A 21,938-nucleotide genomic window follows, 5' to 3' on the forward strand; every position below is an offset into this window, starting at 1 on the left:
AAGTTGTTAACCATGCTGTTTTACAGTTATTTCCCCAATATTATGATTAAAATTGCTTTAATCGATGATCATGAGCTTTTTAGAAAAAGTTTGTCTACATTATTGTCTTTATCAATAGATTTTGATGTTGTTTATGACACTGACGATGGCTTAGCTTTTTTAGAATATATAAAAGATAATAATGTTGATATTGTATTATTAGATATTCAAATGCCTATACTAAATGGATTTGAGTTGTGTAAAAGGTTAAAAATTATTAAACCTGAAATAAAAATATTGATTGTTTCACAACTAAATTCTAAAGAAGTAATTCATCATGTTATGACATGTGGTGCTAATGGATTTTTTAGCAAAAATTCTTCTCCAAATCTTTTGGAAAACGCCATTGAAAACACTATTGAAAATGATTATTATTTTGATGATGAGTTAGGTGTTGTCATTAAGGATGCTATTTTATGGGAGAAAAGAGAAGGTTATGTATTAGATTTATCTGAATCTATTTATTTATCTGAACGAGAGATTGAAATCATAAACATGGCTTGTGTTGAAATGAGTAGTAAGGAAATAGCTGATAAATTGTGTATTAGTACTCGAACGGTCGAAAATCATAGAAAGCGTATTATGGAAAAAACACATACCAAAAACTTTATTGGAGTTATATTGTTTGCTTTAAAAATTAATGCTATTACTTTAGATAATTTTACTTAATTGGTATAATTATAATCTGAAGACTTTTGAGTTGTCAGATAAAGTAATTAGGAAAATTTATAATGTATATTTTAACTCTAAATTTTAAAAGTTATAAGACTTTTCAAGTTTATTTTCGTTGTTTTTTTAATATTATTTTGTATAATAACTATTTTCAAATTAAGTAAAAACACTCATTGATTTTTTTAATTGTAAATGATAGGTTTGTTAATTAATTATCAATTAATCTTTAATAATTGATTAAAATCTTATTTAATGACAACGCTACGTAATCTCAACGATAAACTAACTACTAATTTAGGGTTAATTAGAAGCAAAATTGAATTAGAAAATAGTGTAAATGATCAAAGTTTAAATATTCTTTTAGAAAGTCCTTTATTAGATATTCTTAATTTAATTTACAATTTCAAGTTAATAAATTCGAATTCAATAGATAAAAATTTTCCCGGTATAGACGGTATTGATTTTGAAAATAAGGTTATGTTTCAAATAAGTTCTACTTTTTCACCAGAAAAAATTAAACATACCATAAATCAGGTGCTTAAATATAAGCATTATGAAAAAGCTGACGAGCTGTTTTTTTTAATTCTAAGTCCTAAAAAAAGAGTTAACAACAATACTAAGAAAGAAATATTACAAATTATTGATAATCGTTTTAAATTTGATTTTGACAAGAATATTATCGATTTGTCTAACCTTTATGAATATTTATATAATGAAGGTGATAAAGTAAAAGTATTTGAAGTTAACAAAAAAATTGAATCCGTCTTATTTGATATCGATATTTATTCAAATACTACTTTAGAATATATAGCTCTAAGTTTTGATGATGAGGAAATAGATAATGCTTTTGAGTCATCGCAAATTATTTCAAAGTTAGGTTATAATGTCGTAACAACCAATCATTTACTTTTAAAAAAAGCAAAAGAAAAGAAATCTCTTTTTGTTGATAATATCTTGGTTTTGAAGGAAACTAGCGTATTAGATTTTATAAAAAATGCAATAGTAATAGTTTCTCAAAATTACATTAAAAATAACCTCGATTCCAAAGATCCTGATTGTAGGATTTTTAAGTATTTAAAAGAAAATGAAATTCATCCAATTTTACTAAATTTTACAAATTATAGTTATAAAATTTTTGACAAGAAATATAAAAACCCTAGAACAGTTTCTCTTTTAAATGCAAGTAAAATTGAAAAGTTAGTTTTAGACTATCTCAAACCCAAGCAAAATTTAAAATATAGTTTTAAAGATATAGAAAATGTACTTAGAAGTTTATTTCCTACACATTCATTTAAAAGTTTTGAGGACAATAATGATAGTTTTTGTTTATACAATTTTACTTATGATAATTCGGTTATTAATTTTTTGATTTTTAGTCATGATTACAAGAGAAATGATGTTTTAAGTAAATTTGAAAAATTATATTCTAAAGGATATTCTACTAATTTAACAGTTTTGTTGCCAAAAGATTATAATCAAAAAACAAATTTACGTTTACGATTTATTCAAGAAAAATTTTCAAAGAATAAAGTATATTTTATTGATGAGTATTTTTATGATAAGTGCCTAAAAAACATTCGAAAAGATATTGAAAATAGGTTACTTGAAGAGGTGTTTATTTCACCCATTTTTAGATTAGAAGAGGATAATGAAACGTTAGATGATATTATTAATTGGCTTAAAAATGAAGAAACAACAGTTTCATTTATAACTGGTGGAGGAGGTGATGGAAAAACAACTGTTTGTGAAAAAATTCATGATGAGGTCTTGCAAAATTTTGACAACCATTTAGTCATATTTTTAAATACAGAGACTTATATTGATTTTATTCAAAAAAGAGGAAATGTTGAAACTTCAAAATTTACCTTGCAAACTATTTTTGAGATTTCAAATATTCAATTTGGTGGAGTTGAGGTGAATACTTTAAAATCAAATTTTGCATTTGGAAATATAACAGTAATTATTGATGGAATAGATGAAATCATCTCAACTTTACCAAATTTTAGCTTGCTTGATTTTATTATCGATTTGAATCAATTAGAAGAAACCTTAGGGAAAGGTAAATTGATAATCAGTTGTAGAGATGTCTATATTGATGAATTAATAAAATCACAAGATTCCTTATTTCAAAAACACAATTATTATAAATTGTTGAAATTCAATAAAGAATTAGCAGAGCAATACTTTAATAAAAACTTTAACAATAACGGAAAAAAAATAGCCGATTCATTAAAGTTGCTAAATCATTTTTTTGAACATTTTGAAGAAGATGAAAAGGAATATGTTTATTCGCCATTTATATTAGAAGTAATATGTACGATAGTTGATAATGACTTTGATTATGATTTGTTACAGTATAACTATGATTCTGAAATATTAATAAAAAATTATAGTAATGATTATCTTTTTTATAAAATTATTGGTAGAGAAATTGCAAAAAAAGAGAAGCATGGCTTTAAATTGAAAACCGATGAATATGTAAAATTATTAAGCTTATTAGCTATTGAAAAGAATGGCTATTTTCAATTAGAAGATTTTGATTTTTTACTAAAAAAAATTAATGCTCCCTTTATGCTTAAGAATATTGAAGAGAGTTTAAAAGACAATCCTTTCTTTACCACGAATAGAGATAGATATTTATTCCGATTTGATTTTTATAATCATGTTTTTCGTATTAATGCATTGTATTCCAAAATAATTAAACCAGATTCCTTTGTTTTAACCGACTCGTTTTTGAGTATGATATCTACTGGATTAATCTATAATTCAGCTATATATGTGGGTTTGAAAAATAAAATAGACAAAAGTGAATTGACTTGGGATCAATTAATTGTTTATTTCAAAACAATGATGGATGAAATTAATACTTTGCCTGTTAAGTTTAATTTGTTAATTAATAAAGCCATTAGTAATTTATTTATATTTATAAATGAATTAAAACCTATTAAAACAAATTCCAGAACAATACTTATAGAATTATTTTCAGATACAAATTACGAGGATAATAATTTTTATGCGATAAATAATTTTTATTTGATAGATATACCAGAAGTATTAAACTTAAAGTTAGATTTTTCTGACTTTTATTTTACAAATAGTGTAATTGATAACTATAATTGGTTTTTAAATTGTCATTTTAATAGCAATACTTTTTTCGATAGTACCTGTAAGATTAGTAAAGTGTATAATGAAAAGATAAATTTTAAAAACTGTACGGCAACCAGTAAAAACTTTGATAATTATATAACAGGTTTAGATAATACATTGCTAAAAATAGTTGAACTAATAGAATCAGGTGGTGAAGAATTAGTATCATATTTTAGAAGGTATTTCAGATCTTTTCAAAAGAATAACAAATTAGTAGAAAAAACCACATTTAATGAATTACCCATTTTAAAAATGGGCATTACATTACAAGAAGTTAATGCCATTTTATTAAAGCATTCTATTTTGAGTGAAATAGATAAAGATAGTATTCAACTCAATCATGATAAGAAATTAAAAATTTTAAAGTTTATTAATCAAAACCTTTTATTTAAAGAATTAAATTTATCAATAAAAGAGATAGAAAGCTTACAGATTAAGAATAATTATTGATTTTTAATAACTAATAAAAACTTCTTTAAAGTTTAAAAGTAAAATCAAATTAGGTATAAATACTCATTGATTTTTAAATATAAAATAGATAGTTTTGGAAGAGAACTATTTATAACAAATTATCTTTTCCATGAAAAAATTATCGTATATTTTTTTGATTTTAATTACTCTGTCTTTTGCATCTTGTTCTTCTGATGATTCCTCTAATAATGGAGAAAGTGAACTTTACATTAAATATACTTTTAATAGTGTAAGTTATGATTTTGAACCTACAACCATTACATCACTTCAAAAACTAATAATGGGTGAAAAAGAAATTAACAGCGTTTATAATCGTATTTCTTTGTGGATGCCAACTAATCCATCACTTGGTAGTCATGAAATTACAGATGAAACACCTACCAACAACAACTTGGAAACCTTACATAATGCAGAATTGTGGGTTGGAAATGATACCTACACGGCTACAAGTGGCACAATAGTTGTAACTGAAATAAATGACGAGTATATTAAAGGAACTTTTACTTTTACTGGAGATGATGGTAATGGAACTACGGTTTCTGTGACTGACGGGAGTTTTAGGGCTTATAGATAAGATTGTTTTATTATTTCCGTTGTATAGGTATTAAAAAATAATGATATGAGAATTAAACAATTGTGTATTTTTTTTCTAATTAACAGTTTTATTGTTTTAGGACAAAAAAGTGATATTGCTGTAAAAGTGTATTTAGAGGATGCCTGTACTGAAAAGAATGTTAAAGATGCAAAAGTAACTTTAGAAGGATTTGAAATACCTAAAATTGAAGGTAAATATGATAGAAAAGGAAAATTCTATTATTTTACTGAAATACCCGAAGGTTATAATACTATAATGGTTTATCATGAAAAATATAATGAGAAAGGGTTTCAGAGTTTTGATATGTTACCAAAAGAATTAAAGTTTTCACTTAGATCGCCTTACAGAGTAAAGGCTACTAATGATGAGTTTAATTTATATAAAGAAGACCAAAATAAAATAGTTATTGCTTTTAATGATACTTTGTATAATTCTAAAATAGAATGTAATGATTTGGTAGATGATAAATTATGTTTTGCTAAAAATTATTTTAAAAATTATTACCCAGAATTAAACCTAAAAGGAATGCTTAATTCGATTACTAATTTAGGAATAGTTTATTTCTATTTAGAAAAAAAAGATAAGTCAAATTTTAAGCGATTTAATGATCCTATAATAAAACATCTTGAAAGTGATAAAAATGTTTTGATGTTATTTGGTCTACTTTTAAAAACAAAAGTTGTATCAACTAAAGATAAAATCGAAAAGGAATATTTTTATTCTAATGGAGAACCTAATTATATTCCTAAGTACATTAAATATATAAATTATGATACGCTATTTAAACCTAAAAAAAATCATGAAATGAGTTTAAATAAAATTATATATAAGGATGGAAGTTTTAGTAGTGAAAACTCAAAAAGAGATGAAGTAGTAAAAAGGCAATATTCAAATTTGAATTTATCATATCAAGAGAAATTAGATAGAAAATTACTAAATAATTCAACATACAAATTCAACAAATTTGAATTAGATTCATTATATAAATTAGAAGAAAAGAGATTAAAAAAAACAAATATTTATGATTACAATATTATTAATGATACAATAATCTCAAATTTTGAATTAGAATCGAGCCAGAATCTCCGTGAAGAATTAAAAACAATACCTTATATTTTAGTTTCAAATTCTTTATTTAACCCTAATATCAAATTAGTATTTGATTCTAAAGGAGAAAAATTTAAAGTTGATTTTAAATATTCTAACAATGAGAAGAATATTGATTATGATAAAATTATAATTGAAGAGACTAAAGTTAATAATAAGTTTATCTATAGATTTAAAAATTATCCTTCTCCATATGGTGTAATGGATTTAATTGAATATTATAATTTATCTGGAGAAAAAATTAATCAAGCAATTGATAATAGTATACATTTATGATTACAACTGATAACAAGTTTTTTAAACAACAATGGGGTTTACGTTTGATAAATGCTCCTGAGGCATGGCAATTACTTAATGGAGGGTCTCAAGCTCTAAATGGTAACGCTAATGAAATTGCATTTGGAAGTCCAAATATAAAGATAGCTGTAATAGATACTGGTGTTGAAACTATTAACAATATCCCTGTTTCTTCTGGGTTTAAAGGCTTATTAACAAATGGTGATTCTAAATTTTTAAAGCATGTTGTTTCTGAAACCAGTAATGGTTCATTTGATTTTATTGATTTTATATCTGGACCCCATGGTGAATCAGTAACAGGTATAGCATCATCAAAATCTCAAATTAACGGAATTTCCTCTTATGATGGAAGTGGTGTAGTTGGTATAGCTCCAAATTGTAGTTTATACACACTAGCAACAGGTAGTGGTAATGCTTCAATAATATTTAAATTACTTTATGCCCATGCACTTGCTGGTTTAGAATACACATTAGCAACATTTTCTGTGTATTCAGCGATAAATTCAGCATATAATTTTACAGTTGATGGTATTAATTTTGCTAGACTTTATAAGAAAATAGGTACTTTAAATGCAACTGAACGATTAAATTTTTTCTTAAATAATTCTTATGTTGATATATTTAATTTTAGTCTTCAAATATTACAAAATGCGAGTTTAGCAAGTGAACATTATTCAATAGCTGTTTTTAATGAAATAACATCTTTAGGGCGAAATGGTAGAGGTTGTGTTATAGTTGTTGGTGCAGGTAATGATGGTTTAGATATTGAACCAACACCTAATCAGTTTTTAAATGAAATGGCTGCTAGTAATAAACCTTTAATAGTTGGAGCTGTGTCGATTGATAATGGATATAACTGGTTGACAGGCACTCCATCTCCAAATACTAAGAGATCATCTTATAGTAATTTTGGGACAAGAATAGATATTTGTGCTCCAGGTGGTGGTGGAACTGTAGTTGGTCAAGAGGATAATACTATTTTTACTAATACTGTTAATGGTGCAGGAGAATTACATAGCAATAGTCCTTTAAAATTAAGTTTAAAAACTAAAATAAATGCAGTAGAATTTGTTCCGCCAAATCCTGATTATTATGAATATGTTGTTTTAGAATTTGATAATGTTAATGGTGTTTATGAAGGGCAGAAAATTGTTTTAGGTGATTTTAATAATATCAATAGTTTTGAATTTTATTATGTTAATGGAATTGTTTTATCTATGAATAGAATTGCAATTAGCAGAATGAAAAAAACAACATATGCTAGTTTGATTGATTCAACAATGACAGGTGTTAGGACAGTTTTTGAATTTGTTCCTTTATTTACAAAGATAACAACTGCTGGTACGACTTCAGTTATCAAAGTAGAAAGTGTTAAAGGAGCATATCCTTATACTACAGAGGAGATTTTTATAGGTTCTTTAGGCGATTTATCAACTGGTCATGTAAGAAAAATAAGCACTATAAATTCAACTACAAATGAGATTACATTAACAAGAAGTGTAAACTCTAACGTAGGGGACTATGTAGTTTTTCCTAGAAAAACAGCTAATGTAGTTGCTACAACTGCTACTGGTAATATTGTCAAGGAAATTAAAGTTGATAGTATTATAGGTTTTTTTGTAGGGTGTTCGTTACTTGTTCAAGATTCAACTGATTTTTACAATGTTTCTGTTTCAGCAATTGATTATTCAACAAAAATGCTAAAATTAGCACTTCCTTTAACTCATCTTAATAATACGACTAACCCTTTTACTAAAATATACCTTTATGGTTTAGGGGATATAACTACTGATTTTAATGGTACTTCTGCAGCAACTCCATTTGTATCTGGCTTAGCAGCATTAATTTTATCTGCAAATCAAAATTTAAGTTCGTCTGAAGTAAAGCATATAATAAAAGAATCAGCATCTTCTGCTGCTACAACCTCAGGTGCTGGGATACCAGGGTATGTTTTAAATAGTGATGGTTATCAACATAGTTCCCATTATGGAACAGGATTAATTGATGCTCATGCTGCAATTCAGATGGCTCTAAATTGGCATGTTTTACCAAGTATTCAGAAACCTGTTATGAAATTTTTTGACAATGATTCAGGAACTATTGTACCGGTTAATCAGATTGTTGACAGTCCAGATATATGGGTAAAAGAATTAATTGACACTAGTGTAACTTTACCAACACCATCACAACCTTTTAATACTTTAGATACAACAACTGATCAGAAAATATATGTTAGGGTAAGAAATATAGGAAATAGGCAAAGTTTTAAAGAGTGTGATTTGAAATTATTTGTGTCTTTTACTGATGATGTTAATCCCAATTTTCCTTTTCCAGATAAATGGTTCCATAATATTGATGTAGCAAATGAAGATCCGATTATTAATTCTACTCTTCATAATAATTCGATATTAATTGGAATAAAAGAAATTCCAATAATTCCGGCTAATTCAGAAGTGATTATTTCATTTGAATGGAAAAATATTTCAGATTCATGGAGTAGTTTTTGGAATGTACTTAACAAAAAAGCATATATATTAGCCCATATTGCACCTTTTGATGGTACTCAAACTGATATAAGTTTGACAAATATAAGAAATAATAAAAATCTTACTTGTAAACCAATAAATGTTACCCATTTTAATTCATTTATATTGGGGGCTGATGGGACTAAAACTAAACTGCCAGAAGATGTTTACAATTTAACTGCAAATCCAATTGAGGTAAGTAAAAGCTTCATATTTGAAATTTCAAATATCTTAGAAAGTAGATTAAATGCTCTAAAATTTACGTTTATTAAGAAAAATAGAGCTAGTGGAGCGATTGAACAGACTGTTATTTATAAAAAAACTGGAACTTCCTGGGGTTTTGATGTAGCGCCAACTGCTGATTGGGTTAAAATAGAGCCAGTAATTTCTATAACGGATTCAATACTAAGTAGTCCTAATTATAAAAATGTGAGTTTGAATTTTATCCTAACAATTGATGAGACTGTTCTTGAAGTAACCTATGATGTTTCAATATAAAAAAATAAACCATGTCAGATAACTTATTCAATTATACTTTTAATATAAACACAGAATCAGCTCAAAATGAGGTTTTAACTGCATTGGATAAAGTGAGATATATTCCTCCTGTACCTGAATCTTTCTTTTTTGCAGATTTAGACAATTTCCCTCATCAGATAGAAGAAGATGGATTTGGACCTGTAGTAGGTCATGAGACTACCAAATTTAGAATTACTTCACAATTTAATATTACAACTCAAAGAGCCGCATATGCTACTACTGATGGCCATTTATTTTTTGCACCTCATGGAGATGATCCTGATAAAGTTAATATATTTTTAAGGCCTTCAAAGCCTGTGGATATAGGTGTTAAAATTAAGTTTTTTGTATATAGAGGAATATTAAAATCTAATATTTTTACTAATGCTGGAGGTACCAATAATTTGAAATTAATAAATCATGACCCTACAACAAATCTGGATTTTGTTAATAGGCTTTGGAATGAATATAAAGAGTATAATAATCTAACTAACTCAACTGATCCGATAGAGTTTAATGCAAGTGAACTTGGATATAATGCTTCTAATCCAAATGATTTAAAAATAATTAAAACATTTTTTAAGAGTGCTAACGGGAACTCAAGTGAATCTTACAACTTAGCAAGAGTAAGTATGGGAGATTCTTTAGGTTTTTTTGGACCAACTAAGTTAGGTTTTGAAATAGTTGTTGATTTTGGGGACTATGAGCAAGAGACAAGTGAAACAGGTTTTGATCTTGATTTTAAATATGCATGTGCTAAAGAATGTATTTTGAACTTGTCAGGAACAAATACTCCATTTGTAGTAGGTGACATACCTGTTGTACCAAATGTTTATGCTGGTATAAGTACTAAAATATTCAGGGAGAATATATATCATTTTATTGATCCAGCTGCTTATTATGGAGCTCATATAACTCAATTTGGAATGAAGCACGGTAAAGTTAATACTAATATTCACATTCCTGGAACAGGTAGTGTCAATGAAAATTATGCTTTTTACCAAGACGATATTTATTATTATATTGTAAGTAAATTTTTCACTTCAAATAAAATTTATTTATATATACTTGGAAAAAGAGGTAGATCCTATAATTTTTATAATGAGACACCATTTATGCCTCCAAGTGGACCTATTCAGCCTGCACCGGATTTAACATCGACTGTTACCAGTTATCCTCCAGCAGAGGATTTTGCTTCTAACGGGTGGCCTATTAAAATTTTGGATGATGTTAATAATCCGAGTTATTTTACATATAGTATAAATTCTGCAAATAATTCTTTTACTAGAATAAATTTCTTTTTGAATTATTTAATGCCAACGACTGATCCTTTTTTTAATAATTGCTTTTATATCAGAAATACATTTAATGTTGAAAGGTTCAAAGAATTCACTGTAGGAGAAGATGCAAATCATACAAGAACAATATTAAAGAGTCCTTTTTATAAACCAAATTCAGGAGTTGGTTTACCAATCGCGAATTTTATGTATGCTATTTACTCTCGAAACATTGATTATTCGAAATACTACAATGATTTAATTGGACCAATAGATGTTTCTGGTATATATGAACCTGAGGACTTTGAAACAGCAGAAGGGAATAAAGTACAATGGCTTATTTATAATAAACCTAAAATGTACCATATTGCAAATAGTAATATTTTGGGAGAAATGAAAGTAGTTTTTGAAGGTAGTGGAACTGATACAGCACCTTCAACTGATACTAGAACTAGATTGTATTTAATTTATCCAACAGATTCTGATGATCCTAATTTTATTAAAAGATATCCATTTGTATCAGGATGCGATATAATTGATGATAAAAATACTTTTGCAAAAAGCGTCTATGAAAATAAGTTAAATCAAAACAATAGTGACATTAGGATATGGAGAGGAAGTATACTTGATGATGGAGTTTCGGTTGACGTTTTGGCTGTTAGAAATCTTATCTATGATAGTGATAATGTTAGTAACTTTATACAAATAGGACTTACTCAGATAGAGTTTAATACGATTAATTCAGGTGCTCCTGATAATTTAAAATTTAATACATTTTTTCATTTAGATGAAGTTGCAGTTGTTAGCAATGATGATTATAAAAAATATCAATTGGGTATTACTTATGATAATTCAAATGGAGATCAAGTTACATATATTAATACCACTAATCCTGTGTTTTTGTATTCAATTGATGGTAAATTTTTTACAACCTCTAATTACGTTGCACAATTTGCTCATTCAGAAACATTTGCCAATATTGCTGTAGAATTTTTACCCTTTACTATTACAGATCCTATACTGAACCCTAATAATGAAGAATGGTATTTAAAATATGGTTTTGATTGGATGCGTAAATTAAATGAAAATTACAATGGTCAAAACTTTCCACCTTTTAGAAATATTTTAGGAACAATTCCTACCCAGACGGATAGTAATGACCCTACTACTGGTACATTTGTACCTGACTATATAATGTACAATAATCTTAAAGTCGGAGAATATAATGCTATTCCTCTTGACTGGAGAATAGATAATTCGGACAATGATATAGAATACTTTTCGTCATGGTTAAGTTTAGTTAAAGACAATAACAAAATTTACACGGTCAGATTGAGAATCAAAACAGGAAATATATTACCTCAAACATTAAGAATAAATTATAATACCAGCTTATTAAAATTAAGCTGCCCATTAGACCCTAATAACTCAAGCCATCAGAATAATGCTAATAGTAATGTTGGTCCAAATAAAACTGTTTTTTTAAACATTGATGTAAATCAATTAGTTACAAATTCTTACAATGAGACTACTTTAAACATTACTTTGAAAGAAACTAATAGTGGAGCAATTCCATTTAAAAAGGAATTAACAGTTGTTTCGAGAAAAATCAATGATCCAACTGAAAGAATAGCAGGAATATTGAATCTTTTTACGGACGATAAAGAAAGAGAAAAGAAAGAAGAAAAGCTACTATTTGTTCCTGTTTCATTACAATTACCATCAGGTGTAGCTTCTTATAATCAGACTCAATTAAGTAATCAAATACATTTCTTAAGAAATTATCTTCGTCAGGCTCTTATAGATATTGATGTGGAATGGTATCCAACCACACTTAACATTGGAAATTTGCCAGCCTCTTATTATGATACTATAAATGGTATAATTAATATTATAGGTGTAAATGCTACTGTTCCAAACTCCATTCCCCTAAACAAATATTTAAAACAAATTCTTGGTAGTAAAGGCAGAAGAGTTGTTTTCTTCATTAATAATATTGGTGGAAATTTTAATAATAATGGAATATTTAATCAATTAGGAGGGTTTGCAACAGGCATTGGTTCAGATGTTGTTATGTTTCAAATTGCTCAAAATGATGAAACTACTCTTGCACATGAAGTTTTACATAGTTTAGGAATTCCTCATACTTTCAGCAAGTTATCTAAAAATTCATTATATGTTTATCAAGGTCTACAAACCGATAACATAATGGATTATACTCCTGTAACGAGATCAACTTATCATTGGCAATGGTTGATAGCTAGAAAAAATGTAAAAAAATTAAAATGAAAAAACTTATAGTTATATTACTTATATCTGTTTTTGGCCAAATATTTAGTCAAACTAAAACACCTTTATATTTAGATAGTTTTGATAAGAATGAAATCCCTTCAATTCCTAGCAAAATTCTTATAGGTTCTTCTATAGATGAAATATTACATAATATCTATGAATATAGACAAAAATCATTTGAGATTGATTCAATAAACTGTACTTATAGAATAGGTAAAAAGAATATTGAAGGCTTATGGTTTAATACTCATTTCTCATCTAAATATGAGAATTATGAAATATGTGAACAATTTGGGTCAGATATTTATAACTCGAAATTTGACTTTAATCAAAATGTTTATTACGATTATAATGAGCTAAACAAGTTAGTTTCAGTTAACAATGAATATACACTAAAATATAACAATAAATTATACAATTTTTCTACAGAAACGAGAATTGATTATTCTGTTAATGGAAAAAAATTAGTACTGAGTAAAGCTTTTTTGTTTGATGAATTTGAGGCAGGAAGGTGGCAGATCTATAATAATAAAGGAAAACTCATCAATGAATTAAACTTTGATAAAAAATTTAAACTAACTTTTATAGATGTTTTTAATATATTAAAAGACTTCTTTTATAGTTTAAACTTAGATAATGACAGCATAATAATAGAAAGAAGTTTTAATGAAGAGGATGCTTATTGGATTTGTAAAATGGAAACTGAATATTGTTTTAAAGCTATTATTATTAATGACAAAACAGGAGAAATTTTATATGAAAACAACCCGAATATTTTAAAACAATATTTATTTCGGGATTATGAAAATAAATTGATTGAAGATTTTTTGAGTAATTTTTATTAAAAAAATGAAAAATATATATTTAAATATATTAGCGATAGTTCTCACGGTTTTGCTATCAAGTTGAAACTCCATAAAAATGAATTAAGAACAGAATATAAATAAATCTGTTGATTAAGAATTGAATACTAGTGTATTAATAACAAAAGATGTAGAATGATTTTTATTTTACAATAAACAACCAAGATGAAATATAAAAATTAGATACTAAATTATTATGTCAAATAAATATTATCCATCCTTAAAGAATCTAATAACATTAGATGCTGTTCCTGATAGTGTTGATTTTATAAAGTCGACATTAACTAATCTATTTAGTAAAATACACTATAAAGATTTTCAATCATCGGTTAGTATTGATGGTTCAGTTGCTTTTTATAGCTTACGTATAGTTACAAAAGAACGACTTGATATTGATTTATTTTTTGGTTTAAAGTTTGTTTTAAATAGAGATTTTGATAATCAAGGAATTTCTTCTTTTCCTGTTACGCTACAATATAATTGGCCTATAATTGCGTATTTAAAGGCATTTGATTTACAGAGTTTTTCATTTACTCCAAGAGAGTTTTATGAAATGGGATTAATTGTTTTTAATATTTCTGAAGAGCAAGTTTTAGCTCATGCTATTAATACATTTGTTACAGTTACTAATCCTTCTACAAATCCAATTAATCAATTTGTTGATGATATAAACAATGAACTTGGTGAGGTATTAACTTCATCTATACCTTATCCAACTTCTGAGAGTAAACTTGAAGAATTAAGTATAGCATTAAAAGAACAATTAGGTGAATTTGGGTCTATAGCTGTTTTTTTGACTTACATTCTTGTAAATTCTGATTTACAAGAAACAAAGGAAAGAGTTAAAACCTTTTTTGAAGGTTTAGTTCCTTATGATATTGAAGATTATTTACTTAATATAATAAAACCAGAAGCAAGAGTAACTTTAGAATTAGCTGCTTCAATAGAATTTCCAAGAAATATATTAGTCCCATGGATTGATAATGGTGGTGGTTTAGAACCAGATACAAATCCAAGTAATAAAGCTTATTTTGATTTTGCTCAAGCTTTATTATATGCAGATACAAAAGCTGGTATTGGTTATCAGTTAGAGTTAGCAGGTACTTTGAATCCTACTTATTGCGAAATTGGAAAAACAGGTATGTTAATTCAGATAGAAAGTCTGAAACTTGATTTAAGCAAAAAAACAAATATACCGGAAGCAGATGCGGATGGAAGACCTGATGATTTTACAGGAGTTTATGCAAGAGCTTTATCAGTAACATTACCTGCAAGATGGTTCAATGTTGATACTGTGCAAGGAACGCCAGCTACTACATTGAGGTTAGGAGGGTATGACCTATTGATTGGTACAGGAGGAGTTTCAGGTACATTTATGTTAGAGACAGTTCCGTCAACTATTACAGGAGGAACTACTTATTATTTTGAGGATAAATTTAATTTGCATTTTCCAATAACTATTCTTGAAAAGAATATTAGTACAAATGCTATTGAAGAAAAAATTGTTATTGATATTAATGAGCTTAAGACAAAATTATTTCCTAATAACTCGAATCCTCCATGCTCAATTAAATTCCCTATAATATTGACTGAATTACCACCATTAACAGGAGGGACTAAAACATTTGATACAATAATAGGTTATCAAATTTATTTGAATAGTTTATCTGTTAATGGTTCTGTAGATCCAGTACCAACTTTATGGAAAAAAATAGGTTCTGCAGACAAAGGATTTAGAGTTGGATTCAACCAATTTGACATCACTTTTAAACAAAATAAGGTTATATCTTCTAATATTAAAGGAGCATTAGAAATTAAAAAATTTGTTTATCCACAAGGAACTCCTAATGCTGGTCAAACCGTTCGAATAAACATAGATGGTCATTTAAGTGACGATGGCGATTTTAATCTAACTGCATCAGCAGCTCCACCCTACCCGATTGAATTTCCTGATGTTTTTACCTATAACTTGAAGAGTGTAGAGTTAGGAAAAGATGATGATGATTTTTATATTGGTACATCCGGGACCTTACAATTTGAAGGGTTTTTAAAAGAAACCTTAAAACTAGGTCCTATGGAAATAGAAAGACTTCGTATTTATAGTGATGGTTCTATTGAATTCAAAGGAGGTTCAATACAATTAATTGAACCTATGGTTTTACCATTAGGTCCAGTAAATATTACAGTTTCCGCCATTCACTACGGTTCCCATCAAAAAGAGGTGAACGGCATAATGCGTAAGTTCAACTATTTTGGTTTTGATGGTGGTGTGAGCATTGACCCTCTTGGAATTGAAGTAAGAGGAGATGGAGTTAAGTATTATTATTGTGTGGATGATGTAGATGGACATGATAAACCGAAACCATACTTACAAATTAAGACGCTTTATTTAGATCTTACACTACCTGCTAATTCAGGTTCTTTGGCACAGATAAATGGTTGGGTAACCATTCCAGAACCAGGGGTTTCTAAAGAATATGCAGGCGGAATTACTTTACAAATTCCATCGGTTAAATTAGCCGGTAAAGCGGACATTAAGTTAATGCCAAAATATCCAGCATTTATTATAGATTGTGAATTAGAACCACCTGTTCCAATACCTTTGGGATCTTTTGCAATTTATGGATTCAGAGGATTATTGGGTTATCGTTATGTTGCAGAGAAACAAGCTATAGGTTTGACCTCAGAAAATACTTGGTATGAATATTACAAAGCTCCAAAACTTGGTATTAATGTAAATAAGTTTAGTGGACCAGACAGAAGTGTCAATTACAACACTCTTATTTCCTTAGGTGCTGGAGCTACTTTGGGTACTTCTGCTGATGATGGATATACTTTCAGTATAAAAGCAATGGCTTTGTTTTCTATTCCATCCTTATTTATGATTGACGGAAGAGCAAATATACTTTCTGCTCGACTTGGACTGGATGACACCAAAGATCCACCATTCTTTGCTTTTGTTGCAATAGGCGACGATTCCCTTGAATTTGGATTTGGTGCTGATTATAAGCTACCAGGCAATGGAAAAATATTAACGATCTATGCTGATATTCAGGCGGGATTCTTCTTTAAAAATCAACGTCCTTGGTATGTAAATATCGGTACAAATACAAACCCTGTAACCGCTAGAATTATTACCCTACTCACTATCAAGAGTTATGTAATGTTATCGGCCAAGGGTATTGAAGCTGGTGCACGAGGCGATTTTAATTTCGACAGAAATTACGGCGTTATTAAAGTTAAAGCTCATGCCTTTGTAGAAGTAGGAGGAAAAATTAGTTTTGAAAGACCTCAGATGGGCTCCTATTTAATGGCAGGAGTTAGTGCTACTGTAAAAGTATTATTTGTCACGCTTAGCTTAGATGTAGGTATTTTATTTGGTGTTGAAGCTCCAAAACCATTCCTTATTTATGGAAAATTCTACTTTAAAGTTAAAGTAGGTATTAAAATATTTGGAAAACGTATTACCTTATTTAAATTCAGTGGTAATTTGGAAGTGGTTTGGAATTTCAATAAAAATATTGACCGAACACCTGTTAATCCTTTAATAGTTGAAATTAAAAACCCTTCTTCATTGTCTGAAGCTGAAAGAGCTATATTAGAAGAATTAGTTCAGGGAATCAACATGTTGTCTAATGAATCGTTTTCACTCGGCTATCTGACTTCTCGACCGACTGGAGAACCTGATGAAGATATATTGAATTATATAATTCCATTGGACACTTATATTGACATTAAAACGCAAAAAGGATTGTTGCCTGGTAACTCACAAGATCCTAACAATTCTGTCAGAAAACTTATTGGCGGTATTAATAACGCACCTAGTCAGTATGTGGATTTGATTCCGCCAGTTAGTTCCATTAGAGGTAGAAGTATTCGACAGGTAAGACATCAATATACAATCGACCATATTGAAATAAAATTTTGGAATACAACTAAAGAAATATGGGAAGATTATCACCCATACGAAGCTCTTTATCCAAACGATTCTTCCGTAAGCAATCTGAAAGTTGGTCATTTCCAAAAAACAGACGGTCAGTATAATGCGGTAAGAATATTAGCGACAACACCATTTTCTTATACTGAACAAGGACAGCCAGGTTGGTATGTTCCAGAACAATATGGAATAAATGCTTCTACTTTGTTTTGTCAGGCTGAGCTTAAAAAAATTAAGTGTACCAACTTTTTATTAAAACCATTAAATGCTCGTTATTATTGCGGAAATCCAAATACTCCGTTTTTCTCTAACAATGTTTCTTTCCAATTGATTACTCCTAATGAAGTCGATTATGCCTTTATTACAGATGAGCCTAATGCATTTAATATTACAAAGTCATTGGCTTTTGATAATTGGAATAGTATGGAAATTTTATTGCCACAACCTACTGCAATGACAAGGTTAAGAGTAAGCAATTTTTCAGGAGGTGTAAAAGTAAAATTTTATTCCATCATCCAGAGTCCAGAAAATGATGTCTTATTTAATGTAGTGTATGGTAATCCGAATCCAGCAGCTTCCAATATTAATGAACCTCATGAAATAATCATTTTTGGAGAAGACTTAGAAAAAGATATAAAATATAATTACACAAATTTACCTCAGTTTGAGGATGATTGGAATATTGTTCATGCTGACTGGAGACCTATAACAAAAATTGTTATAGAACCGATTTTTGATAGTACTATCAGCCAGCAAATAGCTATACTGAATGAACAAATTGCCACAATCAAAAATGATAATAATCTGATTTCTTTAGGCATTATTGATGGAGAAATTCTTTCAACAACTCTGCTTGAAGAAGATTTACATCAACTAATTTGTGGTACTAGCGATGAAGGTAATTCTTCGTCATTCATCAACAGATATCACAAAAAAGATAAGTTAAACTACTACTATTCAAAAGAATTTACAGAGAAAAATTCAAATTTCATTTATGCAATAGGTACAACTGAAAAAAATGGATTAATCAGTAAAATCAACCCAGATGGCACATTGGCTTGGGAAAGAAAATATATGTTGCCAAGTGATAAAGAAAAACTAATTTTTAAACGCATCATTCAGATTGAGCGAGAAACTGGCAAGCCTGAAGAAAAAGAATTTCAGTATATTGTGTATGCCACTACAGGAAACAACCATTACCTATTAAGTTTCAACCCTGAAGATGGTAAAGTCCTATGGATAAAATATATCGACTGGAAAGACCAAGACGTCTTTATACACATTGCACCGGTTGTTAATAAATTTCAGTTTTATTTAACTGTTTCAGACAGAAATCAAATCGATACCAACAAAGAACCTCTTGTAGCTATTATAGATTCTTCTTGTGAATTTGTTAAGGGAACATTGTTTGTAATTGAAGGTGAAGAATTCATAGTTAATTCCGTTTGTAAGGATTATGATGGAATTGTTGTTGTAGGAAGATATATTGAAGGAGGCTATGATGATTCTGTAGGAACAATAATAAAACTAGATAATGAATTAAAGATTATAGAAACTTTAAAAATTGATAAAAGCTATACAACGATTCATGACATAAAAGTTACTGATAATGGTAAATATTTATTATCAGGTTATGACAACAAACAAGATGGAATTTTTGTTTTACTAATTGATGGAGAAGGCAGTTATACTTCGCACCATCTGCCTAGTACCAAAAATCATAATTCCTGTATTCAGATATGTGAAGGAGGATTTTATATGCTTCAAAATGACGATTATAATGGTGTGTTACATTTAATGAATTTTGATTTTGAAGTAATCTGGAGCAAAGAAATTTATCTGAACAGTGGCTCAAACGGAATAAGAAATTTCACATTCAACAGAGAAAATAATAAATTCAGTTTTAATTGTTATAATCAAAGTGAAGGTTCACTAGTTGTTCATACAGATAGAAACCTGCATAGTTGTTTGACAAATATTCTTACTATTCCAAATGCTTTTAGAAGTGATGTAACAATTAAGAGAACACCTGTAAGACAGGAAAATTTTGAACTGAAATTAAACTCTCTACCTCTTGAATCAGAACTATTTAGCTCCGAAATAAAAATATATTGTAAAGGTGATGGATGTGGTGAAGAAGACACAAAAGTTTGTGAACTTTATCAACAAATTTCAGAAATCAATGAAAATTGCTTGTTAGATCCATCTTTAATTTCTCAAGATAGTTTTGAAACCGTTTCCTTGTGCTATGTAGAAATACTCAGCCTAATTAGAAACTTTGATATAGCTTATAATTTACAAGAACAGTTGAGTAACGAAATAAAACTAGTAAATGACTTTTTAGACAAAAAAGATATATCAAATTATACTTTTGCTTGGAATGCTGTACAATCTATACTTAATTATCTGAATGAAATAGGCAATTGCATTTGTGAATGCAAGCCTAAAGAATTTACAATTATTCATCAGGTATGCTGGTTATCTGTAGAGGATTATGAATATAACATCAATATTCCTTCTCAAGCAGCAATAGCAGAAGATGCACAGGCAACTATTGATGGAATCACTCAATTTATTCAGCCAATTTGGCGACCTGACACAAGTTATTATATTCATTTTGTGTTAAAAGACAATGTTGATAACGGAACTCACATAGAACCATATTCTTATACTTATGGCTTTACAACAGCAGGACCGGTTGGTTACTTTCATACTGATGAAAAATCGACTTATGGGGATTTAAAATTAAAATCCGGTGACCGATTATTGAAAGATGATAACAGCTATTTTATTGTAGCTAATAATGGTTTACTAAATGAAGACGGAAGTTTATATCTTGCAAATTCAAATGGCTTTATCCTTGAGGATACTACAGGGCTTCTAAAGAATGCCGTAAATGGAAATATAATTATTGAACCTGGTAGCAATCCTCCTAGAAATCTAAAAGTAATAGCTCATCCTGACAAATATTCTTTAACATCATTAACCCAATATATTGATTACAACCGTTCATATCCGAATGCTGATGGTAATCTATTGAGTGCAAAACCCTTATTTTATAATGATGAAATTGGAGGAACAACACAAATTTATTTGTTCTTCAATAAAGCTTATGCAACACACTTCTTCCATAAATGGGAGTCTTATAAAAACGCATCAGGAACTCAAAACATTATGGATGGCAGGTTGAAAATAGTGATTAAAGACCCTGTTGAGGATATCAGTATTGTTAATCCGCCTTATTTGGATTATGATGAGAATGATACTGTTCATACTCATATTCCACAAACAGTTGAAGAATGGAATCAAGAAGAAAATCCTCAAATTCCGTTTGCCATCAATCATTATCTCAATCTTTACAATGCACCTAATTGTATTGGTGGGGTTACTATTATTAAACCTGCTTCGGAATATGTAACTATATTTCCAAAGCATCTAAAACCAAATAAATTATATTCTGTTATTGTAAATAACTTATTTGATGTCAATCACGATGGTGATTTTGAAAATAATGCAGACATTGAAGAAATACGAGAGGTACATAAATTTGTCTTTAAAACATCAAGATACAAGGACTTTGAACAACAGATAAACAGTTACTTTTTAGAACGAGATTTTGACGGTAATTTGGTACAGCGTGAAGCTATTTTCAAATTTGAGAAACAGTTCTCACAAGACGAACTTAATGCTAGTTTCTTAACCGTTAAAAATTGGATAAGTGATGAAAATAACCAAGAGCCCATCACTGGTTTTACACCAGAGATAATTAAAACATTAACTAATGATTATCAGCATCCATACGATAGAGTTTTTGAAGGAATATTAGGATTGAAGCCTTGGGATGAACCGATTTCAACTGAAGTAACTATTTTAAAAGATACTACAACAAATAACATCATAGCTTTAATTGTACGAAATCCTGAACCATTCAATAACCCTAAATTCAGGAAAGAAGTAATTGCTGATACTATTCAAGTTTTGATAAATAATGAAGTCGATGGTTCTTATTTTGTATTGTTTTCTAAAGATAATTCACAAGCTATCATTATGAATTCAAATAAGAATATTACAGAGAATTTTAGTTTAAATTTCAAATATAAGATTTACAAAGATTCTTTACCAGGAGAAGATGTAGTGATAAATTATCCTGTGAAAACAGAAATTGTTTTAAGTTTAGATTTATTAAATAATTAGAAA

At 28.5% G+C, this 21,938-nt stretch carries 8 protein-coding genes; all 8 read left to right on the plus strand.

Annotation, left to right across the window (positions count from 1 at the left end; all coding sequences use genetic code 11):
- The first annotated feature begins 42 nt into the window (after nucleotides 1-42).
- The 8 genes from SY27_RS05150 to SY27_RS05185 all read left to right on the plus strand — a co-directional run bounded on the left by SY27_RS05150 (nucleotide 43) and on the right by SY27_RS05185 (nucleotide 21,935).
- Nucleotides 43-708 (plus strand): response regulator transcription factor, encoded by a 666-nt coding sequence (locus tag SY27_RS05150; RefSeq protein ID WP_045967847.1) that lies wholly within the window; start codon nucleotides 43-45, stop codon nucleotides 706-708.
- Between the two features lie 255 nt (nucleotides 709-963).
- Complete coding sequence (locus SY27_RS05155; RefSeq protein ID WP_045967849.1) at nucleotides 964-4,308, plus strand: SMEK domain-containing protein; 3,345 nt, start codon at nucleotides 964-966, stop codon at nucleotides 4,306-4,308.
- A 130-nt stretch (nucleotides 4,309-4,438) separates the two neighbouring features.
- On the plus strand, nucleotides 4,439-4,903 hold the full coding sequence (locus SY27_RS05160; protein ID WP_045967850.1) for a hypothetical protein: 465 nt from the start codon (nucleotides 4,439-4,441) through the stop codon (nucleotides 4,901-4,903).
- Between the two features lie 45 nt (nucleotides 4,904-4,948).
- Nucleotides 4,949-6,307: a hypothetical protein gene (locus tag SY27_RS05165; protein WP_045967852.1), complete on the plus strand. Its 1,359-nt coding sequence runs from the start codon at nucleotides 4,949-4,951 to the stop codon at nucleotides 6,305-6,307.
- A complete protein-coding gene (locus SY27_RS05170) occupies nucleotides 6,304-9,351 on the plus strand; it encodes a S8 family serine peptidase (protein WP_045967854.1) in 3,048 nt (1,015 codons plus the stop codon). The genes SY27_RS05165 and SY27_RS05170 overlap by 4 nt, the downstream gene beginning before the upstream one ends.
- An 11-nt stretch (nucleotides 9,352-9,362) precedes the next feature.
- A complete protein-coding gene (locus SY27_RS18125) occupies nucleotides 9,363-12,938 on the plus strand; it encodes a hypothetical protein (protein WP_052705152.1) in 3,576 nt (1,191 codons plus the stop codon).
- Nucleotides 12,935-13,786: a hypothetical protein gene (locus SY27_RS05180; protein ID WP_045967856.1), complete on the plus strand. Its 852-nt coding sequence runs from the start codon at nucleotides 12,935-12,937 to the stop codon at nucleotides 13,784-13,786. Before SY27_RS18125 ends, SY27_RS05180 begins: the two co-directional genes overlap by 4 nt.
- A gap of 214 nt (nucleotides 13,787-14,000) precedes the next feature.
- Nucleotides 14,001-21,935 carry a hypothetical protein gene (locus SY27_RS05185; RefSeq protein WP_045967858.1) on the plus strand — a complete coding sequence of 2,645 codons (7,935 nt, stop codon included), beginning with the start codon at nucleotides 14,001-14,003 and terminating at the stop codon, nucleotides 21,933-21,935.
- The last annotated feature ends 3 nt before the right edge of the window (nucleotides 21,936-21,938 follow it).

Origin of the sequence: Flavobacterium sp. 316 (genome assembly GCF_000967805.1) — a bacterium.
Lineage (GTDB): Bacteria > Bacteroidota > Bacteroidia > Flavobacteriales > Flavobacteriaceae > Flavobacterium > Flavobacterium sediminilitoris.

Bases quoted from the DNA above. Each gene is read 5' to 3' on its own strand.
- SY27_RS05160 (WP_045967850.1), top strand. From the start codon at position 4,439: ATGAAAAAATTATCGTATATTTTTTTGATTTTAATTACTCTGTCTTTT.
- SY27_RS05185 (WP_045967858.1), top strand. From the start codon at position 14,001: ATGTCAAATAAATATTATCCATCCTTAAAGAATCTAATAACATTAGAT.
- SY27_RS05155 (WP_045967849.1), top strand. From the start codon at position 964: ATGACAACGCTACGTAATCTCAACGATAAACTAACTACTAATTTAGGG.
- SY27_RS05170 (WP_045967854.1), top strand. From the start codon at position 6,304: ATGATTACAACTGATAACAAGTTTTTTAAACAACAATGGGGTTTACGT.
- SY27_RS05180 (WP_045967856.1), top strand. From the start codon at position 12,935: ATGAAAAAACTTATAGTTATATTACTTATATCTGTTTTTGGCCAAATA.
- SY27_RS05150 (WP_045967847.1), top strand. From the start codon at position 43: ATGATTAAAATTGCTTTAATCGATGATCATGAGCTTTTTAGAAAAAGT.
- SY27_RS18125 (WP_052705152.1), top strand. From the start codon at position 9,363: ATGTCAGATAACTTATTCAATTATACTTTTAATATAAACACAGAATCA.
- SY27_RS05165 (WP_045967852.1), top strand. From the start codon at position 4,949: ATGAGAATTAAACAATTGTGTATTTTTTTTCTAATTAACAGTTTTATT.